We start from the raw sequence: 17,075 nt of genomic DNA, 5'->3' as shown, positions 1-17,075 counted from the left end.
ATCAAAGAGCCTCTAACCTATACATTCTGAGTCGCTATCATTAGACGAAACCATAACTGGTTGTTGATATAGTGGCACGGTGAATGTGACTGTTGAGCCAAGTCCTTCACCCAAACTATAAAAATGTACCTCGCCGCCCATTGCCTCTACTAGCTTCTGGGATATTGCCAGTCCTAAACCTGTGCCGCCGTACTGGCGAGTGCGAGAGCCATCCACTTGAGAGAATAATTGAAATAGTTTATCTTGTTTGTCTAAAGAAACACCGATACCGGTGTCTGCTACGCGTACTCTCACCATACCAGGAAATTGCTGATCTTGAAAATTCGCCTTTTTGAGTACTAAATCGGCGCTGACGGTGACACCACCCTCATGGGTAAATTTGATCGCATTACCTACCAAATTGAGCATCACTTGTAGTAACCTTTGGTAGTTGCTTTGGACAATGATTTCATCGGAAGTAGCAGGCATTTGCATCCGAAAGCTGAGTTTTCTCATTTCTGCTTGAGGACGCATGAAACTTTCGACATCACTGAATAGCTCATCTAGTTTGACTGGAGCATAAGCTAGCTCCATTTTGCCGGCTTCGATTTTGGCAATGTCCAAAATGTCGTTGATGATATTCAGCAAATGTATCGATAAGTGATGAGCTTCTGCTAAAAACTGGTTTTGTTCTTCTGGGTCATCTGCCATCCCTTCCAAAATCAGCTTTAAGAAGCCAATCATGCCATTGAGGGGGGTACGAATTTCATGGGATACATTGGCCAGAAACTCACTTTTGAGGCGGGAAGCTTCTTCGGCTTTTTGACGTGCTATTTCTAATTCTTCATATAAAGTAGCATGTGCGATCGCAGTTCCCAATTGATCTGCTGCTTCTTTGGCTAGTTCTAATTCTGATTCTGTTAATGTATAGCATTCATCCTGCCAATTCAAGGCAATCAATCCATTAGCTTGGTCTTGATAGCAAGTGGCAACCACCAAAGTTTTCTGCCTCCCAGACCCCATATATCCAGCCACTTCCATCACAACTGGTTCTAGAGTTGCCAAGGCTTGAGCAAAGGCAGCCTCAGAAGCTATATCTATGTCTGAGCCAAGCATTGATTTGAGGTCTGGCTGGCGATACTCAGCCTTCACTTGCACTTTTGAGCTTGAGGGCTGATAAGGACAAATAATGCAGCGTTCTAGTCGCAGTGCTTTCCCCAAACTGTCAACTGTTTGCTGCCAAATAATATTTAAATCTAATGTCCGGCGAATATTTCTGGTAATGCGATTTACCAGTTTTTGGTGTTGCTGTGAACGTAAAGCCAACTCTATCTGTGTGGGTGTTTTTGATGCCACACGCGCTTGTTTTTTGTTGAGTGTCGCTTGCACTAAGCGTCCCATCACTAAAACTGTAGTGGCAGTGGTTCCCAAACTCGGCATAATTGGACTAATCACTAAGTCCAACTCAAATAATTCCTGGTGGTAGCTAAACCAGCACTGAAACCTTTCTGGGACTAAATTTGTCAAAATTCGGTGCAATCGTTCCAAATAACTAACCTTATCCACCGGGGCAAAGGTTTGAGTCTGGTTCAGAGCCTCAACTATTTTTTCAGTATTTAACCCCAGAAGTTCGCTGTACTGCCAACAAAAGGTCAGATAGCGCCCTGCCCCATCTTGCGTATAAACCAACTCGGCTCCTAGAGTTGGTAATAAGCCGTCAGTCTTACTGGTAATAGATTCCAGATTTTGGGAAAATACATTCGGCAATTGGGAATTGGCAGTAATAGTCATTAATTGAGTTGGATAGACAAAGGGTGTCCGACCGTAATTTTACTAAAGCCGCTCAAATTTATACATAAATTTTTACAGCTTTTTTGTGTTTGGTTGGGTATTTTTTGGCCTTCTGGAAACCAAATTGGCAAACTTTACTTTTTTGACTTGCATTGACAGTTGACTAATGGCGTCAATCGTTCCATTCACCGCGAGGAGGAACAGGAGTACGCACAGGTGTGCGCGTTAGTTCATCATCTCTGAGGATTTCACCGCGCAACCATTGGCGAATCGCCACTTCAATCACCTTACTTGGGTCATTCGTAAGATGCTGAATTTGCTCTAGTAACTCTGAGTCCAAGCGGACAGCAATTTCTACCTTATCGGTTTGTGTGTTTCCCGCTTCGGTAGTTTTTTCTTGCATATTCATAGGTTTATATACTCTGAATTCTCTGAATTGGTTTTGTCTAAAGCTTTGTAAAGTAGTTATACTCATCATTTGGGCTAATTTACTGAAAAATCTTTAAGGGCACAGTTAAATAGTTCCCTGAAATAGCACCAAAGTAACAGCTTAAAGTTTCAAATCGCATTTTTCATATAACTGACTAGACAATTGACAATAGATGTTTTGCTGATAAATCAGTGATTCTGAGCAATTACAGGTTGCAATTGCTCGCGATCGCTACATGATCCCTACATGTACTTATTTACATTTATTGTACGCTCCTAGCTGTTGAATACTAGCAACGACAAATAGACTTTCATAATATTCTTAAAAGTCCACCTATTGAGATCGAAAGTTAAAGATGGGGTGAAGAGGGCAAGAGGGGCAGGGGAGGCAGGGGAGGCAGGGGAAGAATAATAACTCTTAACTTTTAACTCCTAACTCAGCACTCAGCACTCGGAACTCAGCACTAAAAGCGAAGCGTCTTGGCTAAGAAAGCATTAAAATACATTAAGTAAATTGCCCTTTTAACTTTGGTTGCTGCTAAGGCAAAGATAGTATATGACTGACGTTCCCGCAGTTCGCATTCGCAATTTTTGTATTATTGCTCACATCGACCACGGGAAATCAACCCTCGCCGATCGCTTGCTACAAGCTACTGGCACTGTTGAAGACCGACAGATGAAGGAACAGTTTCTCGATAACATGGATCTGGAACGGGAGCGCGGCATTACGATTAAGCTGCAAGCTGCCCGGATGAATTACACAGCTAAGGATGGTCAGCAGTATGTACTGAATTTAATTGACACTCCGGGACATGTGGATTTCTCGTATGAAGTTTCTCGCTCTCTTGTTGCTTGTGAAGGAGCGCTATTGGTAGTAGATGCGTCCCAAGGTGTGGAAGCGCAAACTTTGGCGAATGTATATTTAGCGTTAGAGAGTAACCTGGAAATTATTCCGGTTTTGAATAAAATCGATTTGCCGGGGGCTGAACCAGAACGGGTAATTGGCGAAATTGAAGAAATTATCGGTCTAGATTGTAGTGGTGCAATTCTGGCTTCTGCTAAAGAAGGAATTGGGATTGATGAGATTTTAGAAGCAGTTGTTGAACGGATACCGCCACCGCCCAATACAATAAATGAACGCTTACGAGCGTTAATTTTTGATAGCTATTATGACAGTTATCGGGGAGTAATTGTCTATTTCCGGGTGATGGATGGCACAGTTAAAAAAGGCGATCGCATCCATTTAATGGCATCCGGTAAAGAATTTGAAATTGATGAGTTGGGTGTTCTTTCTCCCACTCAAAAGCAAGTTGATGAACTGCACGCCGGGGAAGTAGGCTATTTGGGAGCGGCAATTAAAGCTGTAGCTGATGCACGGGTAGGAGACACAATTACCCTCAGTAAGGCGAAAGCAGAGTCACCCTTACCAGGTTACGCAGAAGCGAACCCAATGGTTTTTTGCGGAATGTTCCCCATTGATGCCGATCAATTTGAAGATTTGCGGGAAGCCTTGGAAAAGCTGGAACTCAATGATGCAGCGCTGCACTACGAACCAGAAACTTCTAGTGCGATGGGTTTTGGCTTCCGTTGTGGGTTCTTGGGTTTGCTGCACATGGAAATCGTTCAGGAACGCTTAGAGCGAGAGTATAACCTAGATTTAATCATTACAGCCCCCTCGGTGGTTTATAAGGTGATTACCCTCAAAGGTGAGGAACTGTACATCGATAATCCTAGCCGCTTACCTTCTCCCAACGATCGCGAAAGAATTGAAGAACCCTACGTCCAAGTAGAGATGATTACGCCGGAAACTTATGTTGGCAGCTTGATGGAACTGTCACAAAATCGCCGTGGCATCTTCAAAGATATGAAATATCTCACCCAAGGACGAACCACACTTACTTATGAGTTACCTTTGGCGGAAGTTGTAACTGACTTTTTCGATCAGATGAAATCGCGATCGCGCGGTTATGCCAGTATGGAATATCACATCATCGGCTACCGTGAAAATCCTTTGGTGAAGCTGGATATCATGATTAACGGCGATCCCGTGGATTCCTTGGCGATGATTGTGCATCGAGATAAAGCTTACAACGTCGGGCGGGCAATGGCAGAAAAACTCAAGGAATTAATTCCCCGTCATCAATTCAAAGTGCCAATTCAGGCATCTATTGGTAGTAAAGTTATTGCCAGCGAACATATCCCGGCTTTGCGGAAAGATGTACTCGCCAAATGCTACGGTGGTGACATCAGTCGGAAGAAGAAACTTTTGCAGAAGCAAGCAAAAGGTAAAAAGCGGATGAAATCTGTAGGGACTGTAGATGTACCCCAGGAAGCCTTTATGGCAGTACTGCGGTTAGATCAAAACTAATAGGAGTCAGGAGTCAGAATTCAGAATGGGCTAAACGCCCCGCTACCGCTAACAGAATGAATTTGAGTCTGAGTGGCGGATATCGCTACCAAAGCGAGTCCGCGTACTCCTGCAAAGAAGCAAGCTAGTGGTCTATTGCATTAATTATGATAGATGAATCAAATTTCAATTTCTCTTCTTTCCTTCTTCCTTTGCGCTCTTTGCGTCCTTCTCTAACGAGACGCTGCGCGAATGCGGTTCGTTCTTTTATCCCTCAAATTTAATGCGATACACCACTAGTACCGCAAGGCGGAAGTCAAAAGAATTGTATTCCGAGCTTCTTACGCTATTTTAAATGGTCTGTTTATTTACGCCGTGCTGTACTAGCAAGAGCGTCTAAATCTACTATTTTCAGTCCCCCACCAAATTTTGTTATTCTGAATTCTGAATTCTGAATTCTGAATTCTGTATTCTTCTTCAACATTCATCAATTGGAGAAGCAATCCGCGACTTAGCCATTCCCCATGCTCAGTCTCGCGTGTGCGATCGCCTTACCGTTGATAACCTTTAATGAAATCACTGTTAAAAAATCTGAAAATTTTAGTAAAAGTACTCACTGCATTCACTAGACCTGTATTTTTAGGTAAATGTAGTTGTTTAGATATTAGATATTTGTAAAGCGTCGGGGAGTCTAGTAGATGAAGATACTGGTATTGAGTTGGGAGTTTCCACCAAGGATTATTGGGGGAATTGCGCGGCATGTAGCGGAATTGTACCCGGAGTTGGTAAAGCTAGGACATGAAATCCACCTGATTACAACAGAGTTTGGTCAGGCATCGATGTATGAGGTAGTTGAGGGAGTAAAAGTACATCGAGTGCCAGTAGCACATAGTAACGACTTTTTCCACTGGGTAGTCAATCTCAACCTGAGTATGGGAGATCATGGTGGTAAGTTAATTTTGGAGGAAGGGCCCTTTGACTTAATTCATGCCCATGATTGGTTAGTCGGAGACGCTGCGATCGCTCTGAAGCATAATTTTAAAATACCACTAATTGCCACAATTCATGCTACAGAATACGGACGCTATAACGGTATTCACACAGACATCCAAGGCTATATAAATGGCAAAGAAACCTTGTTGGCTTACAACGCTTGGCGAATTATTGTTTGTAGCAACTATATGCGCCAAGAAGTAGAACGAGCGCTACATAGTCCTTGGGACAAAATTGATGTCATTTATAACGGTATCCGAGCCGAAAAGAAACAGCATCACATAGATTTTCACGCTCTAGATTTTCGCCGCCAATTTGCCACAGACAATGAGAAAATCGTTTACTACCTCGGTCGCATGACCTACGAAAAAGGTGTGCCTATATTGCTCAATGCCGCACCTAAGATACTTTCAGAAATGGTAGGTAATGTTAAATTTGTGATCGTTGGTGGCGGCAATACTGACCATCTCAAACGTCAAGCCTGGGATTTAGGAATTTGGCATCATTGCTATTTTACCGGTTTTCTCTCCGATGAATACTTAGATAAATTTCAAACTGTCGCTGACTGCGCGGTTTTTCCAAGTCTTTACGAACCCTTTGGAATTGTGGCTTTAGAAAGCTTTGCTTCTCGTGTTCCTGTAGTAGTTTCTGATACTGGTGGTTTTCCAGAAGTAGTGCAACATACCAAAACAGGCATTGTAACTTGGGTGAACAATCCCGATTCTTTAGCTTGGGGAATTTTGGAAGTGTTGAAAAATCCAGGTTATCGCCAATGGCTGGTAGATAACGCTTATGAAGATTTAGAACGGCGCTTTAGCTGGCCAAAGTTAGCCAAGCAAACCGATCGAGTTTATCAGCAAGTTGTGCAAGAGCGATCGCAAATAGCTTGGTAATCAATCAAGTACAGCAGTTTTCTTTTGCATGGAGTACAAAAGCTACTGATTTTGAGACAGGAGATAGAAACTGTTTATATCTGAATCTGGAGTCCAGCATTTTGTACCTCATTTACTTGCAAACTACTGTAAGTGAAGAAATGTAAACTTTGTTAAAGCCTGCATAAATTCCTAATCAGCTTTTGATAATTCCACAAGAGGCACTGCTGTAATTTGTTCAGCAGTAGAAATTTCACCTGGTTTTGACGTTGCTCAATTGCAGTATGAATCCACATATAGAAATTTGATTTTTGAACAAGACTCACTACGTATGTACCCCTGTTCCCTGTCCACGCAAGTAAATTCTCCGAATCAAACCAGATTCCTATAATTCACTTCTATACAACTGTTTTGCGATCGCTTTGAGTTAGAAACTTCCAAGAAATAAATTATCCATCTTGTGGGATGGGTGTCCCCACCCGTCCCAGATTTAGGGCACTCATGTTGCCCACCCCACAAGAAAATTTGGGATGTTTTTTATTTGGAATTCCCTCAGCAACTTCATCACTATTGAGTCATCTTCTGGAGATAAATTTAATTATGACGCTTTCAACCGAAGTAAGTGTTACTTTAGGTACACCTGCGCTCAAAGCCTCTACCCGTACTGGAATGGGATCTATTCCCTACGAAGGAGGAACAGCCTTTCGAGTTTGGGCGCCATTTGCTTCAGCAGTTTATGTGGCTGGAGATTTTAATAATAAGTCTACAACCACAAATCCCCTCGCCTCTGAAAATAATGGATACTGGTCTGTAGATGTTCCTGAAGCTAAAGAAGGCCAAAAGTACCGCTATTTGATTCAAGGATCTTTCATACCAGCTGATTCTCTATGGTGGCGCACCGATCCCTACTGCAAACATGTCCTCGACAATGATGGCGCTGATGAATCATCAGACTGACGCAAAATTATGAAAAACGTAGATGCGCTCGCGTAGCGTCTCCGAACGAGAAAGCTACCGTAAAAGGCGCATATATACAAAAAAATCAGAGTTTCAGAGAGTTCTTGTGTAAGTGAGTAGTACACTCATAAAAGCGATCTTCATAGATGAAAGAGGGGGTGTAAAAGTACTGCACTACAAAACTTTTCTGACGCCAAAACCCATTGATAAATATCTACGACGAAAAAATAATGGCTATTGAAATTCTACAAACAGACGACCAGTACGTACTTAACCACTGCACTAAATTTATCGCCAGAGATAATAAAGATTCCCGTCATAACTTTGGACAATTGACTGACGATGATCCCCGTTCTCGCATTGCGGAATCTTGGCGATTTCCGATTATCGATAGTTACAGCGATGGTAAAGATTTTGTTAAAAGTTATTCTTCCAACGTAGTAACTTTCGTATATCAACAACCAGGAGCAACGCCGCCAACAGATGTTGCTATAATTGGGACTTTTGCTAACCTTTATGAGCCAATTCCACTTCAGCCTGTTAACTTTGCTGGGGAAGCCACAGGATATTATGCTTTATCGATTGTCGTACCGAAAGCACAATTTCACACCTATAAATTTATCGTCGATGGGAAGGCGATTATAGACCCAATCAATCCCTAACGCGCCCAGCTTGATAACGGCCAATTATGGTCACGCTTTTTTACCCAATTATGCACTGAACCATTGAACTTTGAAGATTGGGAATTTGACATTGTAACTCGATTAGTAGATCATATTTTGCCTTTCCGAACCAAGGAAGGGGAGAACTTTTTGAATCGTTATTACAATTTTTTGGGTAAACAAGATAAACAAGTGCAATATGCCTATGCTTATCGTCTAGATGAATCTGTAGGAGCAGCAAACTTTATTGACAACATTTTAGCTAGAGAAGAAAATCATCATTTAATTGATTACAAAATTTGCTTAGGTCAAATTAACCAAATATTGAGACAGCGCAATCCCTACGTTGAACCAAAAGATGTCTCTAAAGAGTTGTACATCGACCTGTATAACGAAATGGCTACTAACCAAGTCAACGGTTGGAATTATCAGCAATACCAAGAACCCCGTTTCTTCCTGCAATTACTGCGTCGTCACACATTTACAGGTGCATTTTCTCATCCGAAATATGGTGGCAACGTGGGAGGAACAGGTTGGGCTTATCTCTCAGAAAGGTATACAGATCAGAACGGCAAAACCCTATTTGATTGGCGCAGAGCGATAGAAGCACCCCTTGGACTTAACAGCGATTATCGGGGCTAATTGATAACAGGCAGGGGGCAAGTGTAAAGGTACAAACCTTGCCCCTTGTGGGCAAAAGCCCCGCATCTCCTTTTCTCCCTTGGTTGAAGGATCGCAATTTACCCACTGGCTACCAAATTAGTGATGCTGATGCCTGTTGGGATAATGACTATTCGCGATCGCACCAAGAACCCCGCACCCCAGAACCCAGTTCACCGCAAAATACGATCTCGGATCAAAATTACCTGATCAATTTCCAACGCGGTTGGTTTTTGCAAGCACCAAACATTCAGCCTGTGCGCTATCGCAATGCCATGATGGATAGCGACAATCCAGATCGAGGAGACGACAACATTATTGATATGCGCTGGATTGTTCAACGAGAACTAGGCGGTTCCAACATCTTTTTCCACGAAGTAACAATTCCTCCCGGCAAAGTCGAAGGCACTCACCAACATATTGGCACGGAAGAATTGTACTACATCACCGAGGGAGAGGGAATTGCTTATATGCGTGTCGGTGATGATCCAGCAACTGACAAATACCCGACTGTCGAACGTCAAGTGATGGGACTGGGGAAACGCGAATTTAAAGAACTCCCGGTGAAATCAGGTAGCATTATTTTCACCAAGAGTGGTGGGATGCATGGCATTCGTAACCCTGGTACACAACCTCTAAAATTCGTTGCTTTCTTGTATCACACAATCTAAACCGAATTTTAGATTTGGGATTTGTTATTTTTAAATTTTGAATTTCCAATCCAAAATTTAAAATCTAAAATCTAAAATTCTTCATGTCCCTACTTTCAAGTATGGGGTCAATCTAAAATCCAAAATCCAAAATCCAAAATTCTTTGACCCACCTCTGCCATGTTTATCCTTCATTCTGACAGTGTTTTTAAAGTTGATCCCAATACCCCGCCTGAGTATAGTCGGGGTAATCCGCTGCTGAAGTTGTTAAACTTTCTGGAACGTTCCCAACTAGCCGCTGAACGTGATTTTTATTTAACTGGGGAGTTCCAGTATTTATTTCCCTATGAATCCCTAGTTTTATATGGGCCTCAGGGGAATGATGCTAATATTCTCGATCCAACTCAGCAGGACAATAAAACAGATTTCCAAAAACAAAATGTCAAGGATTTCGTTAGTACCGACACCTTTTTAATTCGGGGGTTGGTAACTATGGGAGAGTGGACAGGGCCATTTTTGCGAGTTTCTTACCGTGGCGGCCCTGATACAAAGTTATCCGTTGCTGCCAACCATAAACTAGGAGAAAAAATTAAACTCTGGATTAAAGTGGCAGGTGTAGCAACTCCGACTCCGCTTTTAGTGCCGTATAATCCACTGAGCGATCGCTATGAAATTGAGTTTTGGGGTTATCCAGGCAACGATCTGCGAAGTCAGCTAGACGACAAGGGACGCAATGCCTTTGATCGCGGTGAACTCCAAGTACGGACTGACTTAGTACATGGCAGTGTATCAGATTTTAATCGGGAAGTATTAAGCGATCGCTATATACTGGACGTTGCCCCCACAAACACAATGCATCCTGTGTTACCCCTCCACGTGGAACTTGCTTGGGCAGATTTTAGCGAAAAAATTTGGGACTCCCAAAATGGGGCAAACTACCACTACGAATTCAACATGATCCTCCGGGGATGGGATCACTTTTTGGGAACAGGTATCAGTCCTAACCCTCACGGTGGTGTTGGCTTTTTGGAATATCGCAATTTGATGTCTAATTATGGGCGCTACTCCAGTAAACCCGAATTAGGACGCCAGTTAGAATCATGGAACTTCAACGCCTTTGGTACTAAAAATCATGGCAACGGTTTTGAACGATTCTTTGCCGTAGATTACATAGATTTACACGTCCTCAATCCTAGCTGTGGCATTGGTTTACATCGCCATCGTGATAATCAGGAAGTTTTTCTGATGATGGATGGCCAAGGCTTTATGGTAGTAGGTGATTGGTGCAAAATGCCAGAGCGAGAACGCTGCTTTGAAATCCGTACACTACAACCTGGACACTTTGCCATGCTCAAAGGTGGTAATCTCCACGCTTTAATGAATGCTACTGATGAACAAGTTTCTCTGTTTATGTTTGGGGGTTATGATTAATGCAAGTTTGGTAGCATGACTAGTGGTCTATTTTAGATTTCATTCATCTGGCTGGAATTAAACGCTACAAGCAATGTAAATATTTTCACACAGTAGCGCAGAGAATTAATGATTACTCTGCGCTATTTTGCGTTAAAAAACAGTACAAGACCTGTACGCTGGAAATTTTACCCTCACTAGTGCGACAGTTAAGCTAAGGCACATCTAGATTGCACATTTTTCGTCAAGACTGTCATTTGTTATTGATTATTTACAAAAGGTGACTGATAAATGACTAATAACAAAGGACGAATTTCACGAATAAATAAGCCATCAAAATGCGTCACAGCCTAGCAATAATTGCAGTTTGCTCTAGAAGCTTAGTATGACAAAGGCATTCCCAAGCATAGCAAGGCGCTTGAAAAATATAGGAATCAAGTTGTTGAAGATGGGAACCTTCCTAATAACCCGTTTTATCGAAAACTGGAAACGCTACTTCCTGGGTGACACTGTTGATGTCCGCCCCTCTCCCTCCAATGATATCCGTCCTTCCTTAGGGGGGCCAGTTCTGAGTTTGGGTGGGGGTGGCCCCGATGTCGATGATGCTATTCAGTGGATGATTAACCAAGTTCGGGGAAGTAGTAACTCCAACAGCAAAGTTAATGTTGTAGTTATCCGCACGAGTGGTAATCACGATTACAATCGGCTAATTTATGCCATGAAGGGCGTAAACTTTGTAGAAACTCTTGTGGTTAGCAGTAGAGAAGAAGCAAACAAATCCGAGATTTTTGAAAAAGTCCGAAATGCTGATGTAGTTTTCTTTGCTGGCGGCGACCAATGTCAGTATATCCGCAGCTGGAAAGATACCAAGCTTGAAACCGCCGTTAAGTCAGTTTACCTGAAGGGAGGTGGTGTCGGTGGCACTAGTGCGGGTGCAATGATCCAAAGTGATTGTATCTATGATGCTTGCGCTTCTTCCGAAAAAGGCATTGAAACTAGAGACGCACTCGAAGATCCTTACCGAGACATTACTTTTACTTACAACTTTTTTAATTGGAGTAATTTGAAGGGAACTATTGTAGACACACACTTTGACAGGCGAGAAAGAATGGGTCGAATTATGACTTTTATTGCCCGTCAAATTAAGGATGGTGTATCTAGCAGTGTTTTAGGCATAGCAGTTAGTGAAAGTACATCGGTTCTTGTGGATAAAAACGGTTTGGTGAAAGTTATGGGTAGGGGTGCGGCATATTTTGTACTTGGCAATCATCAGCCGGAAGTATGCGAACCCCGAAAGCCTTTGACCTTTTCCAATTACAAAATTTGGAAAGTTCGCAGTGGCGACACCTTTAACTTGAGAAACAGACCAACCTCTGGGTACTATCTCAGGAGTGTTAAAAGGGGACGGATTGATTCAAATCCTTATTAGACATCTCCGGAAAAGATTTAGATACCACAAATTTGCACCCAGACCTAACCCCCCTTCCCCCCTTCCCTACGTTCGCGCAGCGTGCCGAAGACAGGGAAGGGGGGTTTTAAAGCCTATCGACCTTTCGGGGAGAGGTTTGGAGAGGGGATATTCTAAAATTTCCTGGTGAGTTATGATGCTGCTAGTTAGCTTAATGTACAAAAGATACCAATTTTTCTAACCATCTCGATGCTTCCTTGTAGGATTTGAACTGGCTTTCACTAACACGAAATTCTTTAGTGTGAACCATTCTTTTTCCCTGAACCCACTTTGTACCGTGGTACTTGTGCAGCAATTCGTGATACAACACAAACTCAACTACAAACCCAGGTACTTTAGGATCATCAAGGGTTAAACTCATCACTACTCTATCTCTTGCTGATTCGTAGTGTCCGAATTTACGGTAAGTGTTAATTCGGCTCCATGCTAGGCGTGGTTTGGCAAGACTTGCCGCGAAATATTCACGATTTACTTTATCAAATAACTCATTTAGGTTATAAAATTTGCCTTGGGGGTTTTCTGCCACTACCTCGGCAATCAAATCAAGCTCTAACAAAATATTGGTGTATTCTCCTGTACTGGCAAATGACCTGATAAGTTGTGTATTATCTTGACTTTTGCCAACAAGAGCAGATTCTACTAACGCTTGTAAAACTGCTTTTGGTGCATTTATAAATCCCTCATTAATCATGATATTTGCTGCACTCGCAGACCTTTTACCCTGATATAGTCCAGCTAAATTAGTTATTTCAATCATTAGCTGGAGTGAGTTTTGACGATGTATATTCAGAAGTTGTTTAGCACTTTCTAACATACAGACAGTAGCTTTCAGGTGAAGTTGTAGATACTGTTCATCTGTCAAAAACTTAATCCATGAGTAGATTTTACGGGATGAAGGAGTTAGATTTGCTGGCGTTGCTTGTTGATTAGAACATATTGTTTCAATTGTTGTTGCTGTGTTAATTAAAGTTTGATTTAAATGTCGTATTTGGGTAGAATCATAATTAGAATTTGAGGCTAAATGAAAAATTCTTTGTAGTATACTATTTTGTTGTATTTTGATGTTTTTTAGACGAATACTTTCAACATTCATTTACAGCAGTTTTCTCTTGCATGAAGTACAAAGTTACAGGTTTTGAGGCACGAGGTAGAAACTCTTTATATATGGTTTTTGGCTTAACTAAACTGTATTGCGATCGCTCCATCGCTCCTCCATACCAATATTACCTTGTAAACCTCCTGTATGTACTAGCAGTAAGCGAATGCCTCTGCAAAAAAATCCCTGCTTTAGTAAATCCATCACTCCGTAAAACATTTTAGCGGTATATACATAATCAAGGGGTACGCCATGCTCCTGCGTAAACTGCTGGCTGAACAGTCGCAACTCGTTGTTAACCTTTGCATAGCCGCCAAAATGGTAATCACACACCAATTCCCAGGAAGCTGGAGAACTATATGGTGCGGGTAAACCAGAGGCGAGGTAATTTGTCAATAGACTTTCGATTTCTTGTGCAAGAAAAGCCCCATTTTTCAGAACGGGAAAAGCGATCGCTCTTTGTTTTTGATGTAAGGAAAGGGCAATCCCAGCCAGTGTAGTAGCTGTGCCGCAGGCGACGCATATATAATCAAAGGCGTGGGCGTAGCCAGCCGTAGGCATCGCTTCATTAACAATCTCTGTGCAACCGCGCACACCATTTAAATTACTACCACCTTCGGGAATGATAAACACCTCACCGAAACGTTGTTGTAGATATTCATGTAGCGCTGGTGTATTGCGCTGTCGATACGTCTCCCGATTTAGGTATACAAGCTGCATACCCTGCTGTACAGCAAAATTCAGCGTCGGATTCAGTGGTAGCCTCTCCTCTCCACGAATTACGCCAATGGTACGGAATCCGAACAGATTACCAGCCGCCGCAGTTGCATAGATGTGATTAGAATAAGCGCCGCCAAAAGTCAGCAGCGTTGTGAAATTTTTCTCCTTAGCCTCCAAAAGGTTGTATTTCAGTTTGAACCACTTATTGCCGTTAACCCACGGGTGCATCAGATCGAGGCGCAGCACATACAACTCAACACCGGTATCAAGGGCAATTTCGCTGTTGATTTGTTGTAGAGGAGGAGGAATAAAGGTTAACGACATTTGTCAGCATTTTAACTTAGATTTTAGGCGTTGCTGATTGCGGTATGAAAAATAATTTTGCGTTATTTCAAAATCCTTGTAGAGACGTTGCATTGCAACGTCTCTACATCCAAATTCCTACCTCGATTCAGCAACACCAGATTTTACATTCTCTCACGTTTTTTATTGAATATAAAAATAATGATAAACATTGAGAAATTCAATGGTAGATAAATCAAATAAAGAATAAATCTTTCTGATGATTAGCTTTAGAAATTAGCATTTTACTAATTGAGTATTTCAGGTAAATATAAGAAACATAACACTCGCTCCAGACAATATTCTTTTGGGGAAAAATTATGGTTGCACTTACACAGCTTACTCAAGTTATTCCCAATTCAGGACGTTTGACGATTCAAACTGTTGAAATTGCTCCTCAAACCACAGCTATTCGTTGTCTTGACTGGGATAGAGAACGTTTTGATATCGAGTTTGGTTTACGGAATGGGACGACTTATAATTCTTTCTTAATCCAGGGAGAAAAGATTGCCTTAGTTGATACATCTCACCGCAAGTTTGAGCAGCAATATCTTGAGATACTGCTGGGATTAATAGATCCGGCTAAAATAGATTATTTAATTATTAGCCATACAGAACCCGACCACAGTGGCTTAGTGAAAAATATTTTACAATTAGCTCCTGCGATTACTGTTGTTGGTGCTAAGGTAGCTATTCAGTTTCTAGAAAATATGGTTCACCAGCCTTTTAAATCAATGCAGGTGAAAAGTGGAGAGCGATTAGATTTAGGCAACGGACACGAATTAGAATTTATCTCTGCACCTAACTTACACTGGCCTGATACAATCTTGACTTATGACCACAAAACTTGCATTCTCTACACTTGTGATGTGTTTGGGATGCACTACTGTGATGACCACACCTATGATGAAAATATTAGCTTAATAGAGGAAGATTTTCACTACTACTATGAATGTCTCATGGGCCCCAATGCCCGGTCTGTCTTGGCAGCTTTAAAGCGGATTGAAAAGTTAGAAATAGTCACAGTTGCGACAGGACACGGCCCTTTATTACAAAACTATATTTCCGAATGGCTTGGACGGTATCAAAACTGGAGTTTAGAACAAGCCAAAACAGAGACATTAGTGGCTCTATTTTATGTTGAAGATTACGGGTATAGCGAGCATTTAATCCGTACTATAGCTCATGGATGTGCAAAAACAGGCGTAGCAGTAGAATTAGTAGACCTCAATAGTGCTGAACCTCAAGAAGTTCGAGAATTAGTTGCACAAGCTTCTGGTTTAGTAATTGGAATGCCAAATCAATCTTCGGGAGTGGCTCAAGCTGCTTTAAGTACCATTTTAGTTGCTGTTCATAAGAAACAGGCAATTGGTTTATTAGAGTCGGGAGGGGGAGAAGATGAACCGGTTTATCCCTTACGCAATAAGTTTCAAGAACTGGGATTAATTGAAGCTTTTCCACCGATTTTAGTTAAGGAAATTCCTACCCAAGCAACGGAACAACTTTGTGATGAAGCGGGTACAGATATGGGTCAATGGTTGAATCGCGATCGCACCATTAAACAAATTAAATCCATCAATACCGAGCTAGAAAAAGCTTTAGGGCGTATTAGCACAGGATTATACATTATCACCGCTAAAAAAGGAGAAATTCAGAGTGCAATGCTGGCTTCGTGGGTGACACAAGCGAGTCTTGAGCCTTTAGGAGTAGCGATCGCAGTATCCAAAGATCGGGCAATTGAATCCTTGATGCACGTTGGCGATCGCTTTGTCTTAAATGTTTTAGAAGAAGGTAAATATCAAGGATTAATGAAACATTTCCTGAAGCGTTTTGCTCCTGGTGCAGATCGATTTGCTGGAGTGAAAACATATCCAGCAAACAACGAATCGCCAGTTTTAGCTGAAGCTTTAGCTTACATGGAATGTGAAATTACTAGCCGTATGGATTGTGGAGATCATTGGGTAATTTATAGCACAGTCAAAACTGGAAGAGTTGCCAAGTTAAATGCACTTACTGCCGCCCATCACCGCAAAATTGGCAATCATTACTAAATGGTCATTTATCATTGGTCATTTGTCTCCTGTACTCTCCATAGACGCGATGAATCGCGTCTCTACAATACACTCCTAAAAAACTATGTATAAATCTGTTGAAAATACCCCACTTAACATGTACGAAATCAATCGGGCACGCGTCGTCAGAACCTTAGAATTTATCCAAGATGTGATTGTGATTTGTTTGTGTATCGGTTTATTTAGCTTCATGGTGCTTCAGGTGAAAGATATGTTTCTTTCCTTACTTCCACCTCTAGATTTTCATGCTGTTACTGCCGATATTCTCTTTTTACTCATCTTAGTTGAGTTATTCCGACTGCTGATTATTTATCTGCAAGAGCATCGAGTATCTATTGGGGTAGCTGTTGAAGTCTCTATCGTTTCTGCCTTGCGAGAAGTCATAGTTAAAGGCGTTTTAGAAACAAGTTGGAGTCAAGTTTTAGCAACTTGTGCCTTTTTATTAGTACTAGGAGTACTACAGTTCCTTCGAGTTTGGCTACCCCCAACCTTTGAAGGTATCGATCCTGAACAAGAAGTATCTAAACGCTATAAAAAAATAGCCAAGTCTGAATTAATGCAAACCAATAGTCATTAAGAATAGGGAGTAAGAATTTTAGATTTTAGATTTTGGATTTTAGATTTAAT

At 41.7% G+C, this 17,075-nt stretch carries 14 protein-coding genes; 10 read left to right on the top strand and 4 right to left on the bottom strand.

All coding sequences use genetic code 11. From position 1 onward, the window contains the following. Positions 1–12: 12 nt before the first annotated feature. Positions 13–1,770 (bottom strand): sensor histidine kinase, encoded by a 1,758-nt coding sequence (locus tag V7K76_RS03700; RefSeq protein ID WP_334774421.1) that lies wholly within the window; start codon positions 1,768–1,770, stop codon positions 13–15. A gap of 172 nt (positions 1,771–1,942) precedes the next feature. After that, positions 1,943–2,179, bottom strand: coding sequence for a hypothetical protein (locus tag V7K76_RS03695; RefSeq protein ID WP_179068670.1), 237 nt, complete (start codon positions 2,177–2,179; stop codon positions 1,943–1,945). A gap of 576 nt (positions 2,180–2,755) precedes the next feature. Here V7K76_RS03695 and lepA point away from each other — a divergent pair. The 8 genes from lepA to V7K76_RS03655 all read left to right on the top strand — a co-directional run bounded on the left by lepA (position 2,756) and on the right by V7K76_RS03655 (position 12,179). Beyond that, complete coding sequence (lepA, locus tag V7K76_RS03690) at positions 2,756–4,567, top strand: translation elongation factor 4 (protein WP_179068671.1); 1,812 nt, start codon at positions 2,756–2,758, stop codon at positions 4,565–4,567. Positions 4,568–5,244: 677 nt separating this feature from the next. Continuing rightward, positions 5,245–6,432: a glycosyltransferase family 4 protein gene (locus V7K76_RS03685; protein ID WP_334774420.1), complete on the top strand. Its 1,188-nt coding sequence runs from the start codon at positions 5,245–5,247 to the stop codon at positions 6,430–6,432. A gap of 579 nt (positions 6,433–7,011) precedes the next feature. Continuing rightward, positions 7,012–7,368: a hypothetical protein gene (locus V7K76_RS03680; protein ID WP_334774419.1), complete on the top strand. Its 357-nt coding sequence runs from the start codon at positions 7,012–7,014 to the stop codon at positions 7,366–7,368. 230 nt (positions 7,369–7,598) lie between these two features. Next, the gene (locus V7K76_RS03675) at positions 7,599–8,030 is read left to right on the top strand and encodes a glycogen-binding domain-containing protein (protein ID WP_334774418.1); all 432 of its coding nucleotides are present in this window, start codon (positions 7,599–7,601) and stop codon (positions 8,028–8,030) included. Between the two features lie 63 nt (positions 8,031–8,093). After that, a complete protein-coding gene (locus V7K76_RS03670) occupies positions 8,094–8,672 on the top strand; it encodes a gluconate 2-dehydrogenase subunit 3 family protein (RefSeq protein ID WP_334774417.1) in 579 nt (192 codons plus the stop codon). A gap of 47 nt (positions 8,673–8,719) precedes the next feature. After that, complete coding sequence (locus tag V7K76_RS03665; protein WP_334774416.1) at positions 8,720–9,361, top strand: hypothetical protein; 642 nt, start codon at positions 8,720–8,722, stop codon at positions 9,359–9,361. 159 nt (positions 9,362–9,520) lie between these two features. Then, complete coding sequence (locus tag V7K76_RS03660) at positions 9,521–10,771, top strand: cupin domain-containing protein (protein ID WP_334774415.1); 1,251 nt, start codon at positions 9,521–9,523, stop codon at positions 10,769–10,771. A 364-nt stretch (positions 10,772–11,135) separates the two neighbouring features. Next, complete coding sequence (locus tag V7K76_RS03655; protein WP_334774414.1) at positions 11,136–12,179, top strand: cyanophycinase; 1,044 nt, start codon at positions 11,136–11,138, stop codon at positions 12,177–12,179. Between the two features lie 190 nt (positions 12,180–12,369). On the opposite strand, the gene V7K76_RS03650 is transcribed toward V7K76_RS03655, so the two are convergent. Together V7K76_RS03650 and V7K76_RS03645 are read right to left on the bottom strand one after the other, a co-directional pair. After that, positions 12,370–13,311, bottom strand: a complete 942-nt coding sequence (locus V7K76_RS03650) for a M48 family peptidase (RefSeq protein ID WP_334774413.1) — start codon at positions 13,309–13,311, stop codon at positions 12,370–12,372. 87 nt (positions 13,312–13,398) lie between these two features. Further along, positions 13,399–14,358 carry a 1-aminocyclopropane-1-carboxylate deaminase/D-cysteine desulfhydrase gene (locus V7K76_RS03645; RefSeq protein WP_334774412.1) on the bottom strand — a complete coding sequence of 320 codons (960 nt, stop codon included), beginning with the start codon at positions 14,356–14,358 and terminating at the stop codon, positions 13,399–13,401. 338 nt (positions 14,359–14,696) lie between these two features. Between V7K76_RS03645 and V7K76_RS03640 the strand changes: the two genes are divergently transcribed. Continuing rightward, on the top strand, positions 14,697–16,427 hold the full coding sequence (locus V7K76_RS03640) for a diflavin flavoprotein (protein WP_334774411.1): 1,731 nt from the start codon (positions 14,697–14,699) through the stop codon (positions 16,425–16,427). Positions 16,428–16,512: 85 nt separating this feature from the next. Then, positions 16,513–17,025 carry a phosphate-starvation-inducible PsiE family protein gene (locus V7K76_RS03635; protein WP_334774410.1) on the top strand — a complete coding sequence of 171 codons (513 nt, stop codon included), beginning with the start codon at positions 16,513–16,515 and terminating at the stop codon, positions 17,023–17,025. Positions 17,026–17,075: the final 50 nt, after the last annotated feature.

Origin of the sequence: Nostoc sp., from assembly GCF_036917975.1 — a bacterium.
Classification (GTDB): domain Bacteria; phylum Cyanobacteriota; class Cyanobacteriia; order Cyanobacteriales; family Nostocaceae; genus Nostoc.
Note: the sequence above shows the minus strand (reverse complement) of the source record. Positions and strands in the feature narration are given on the sequence as shown.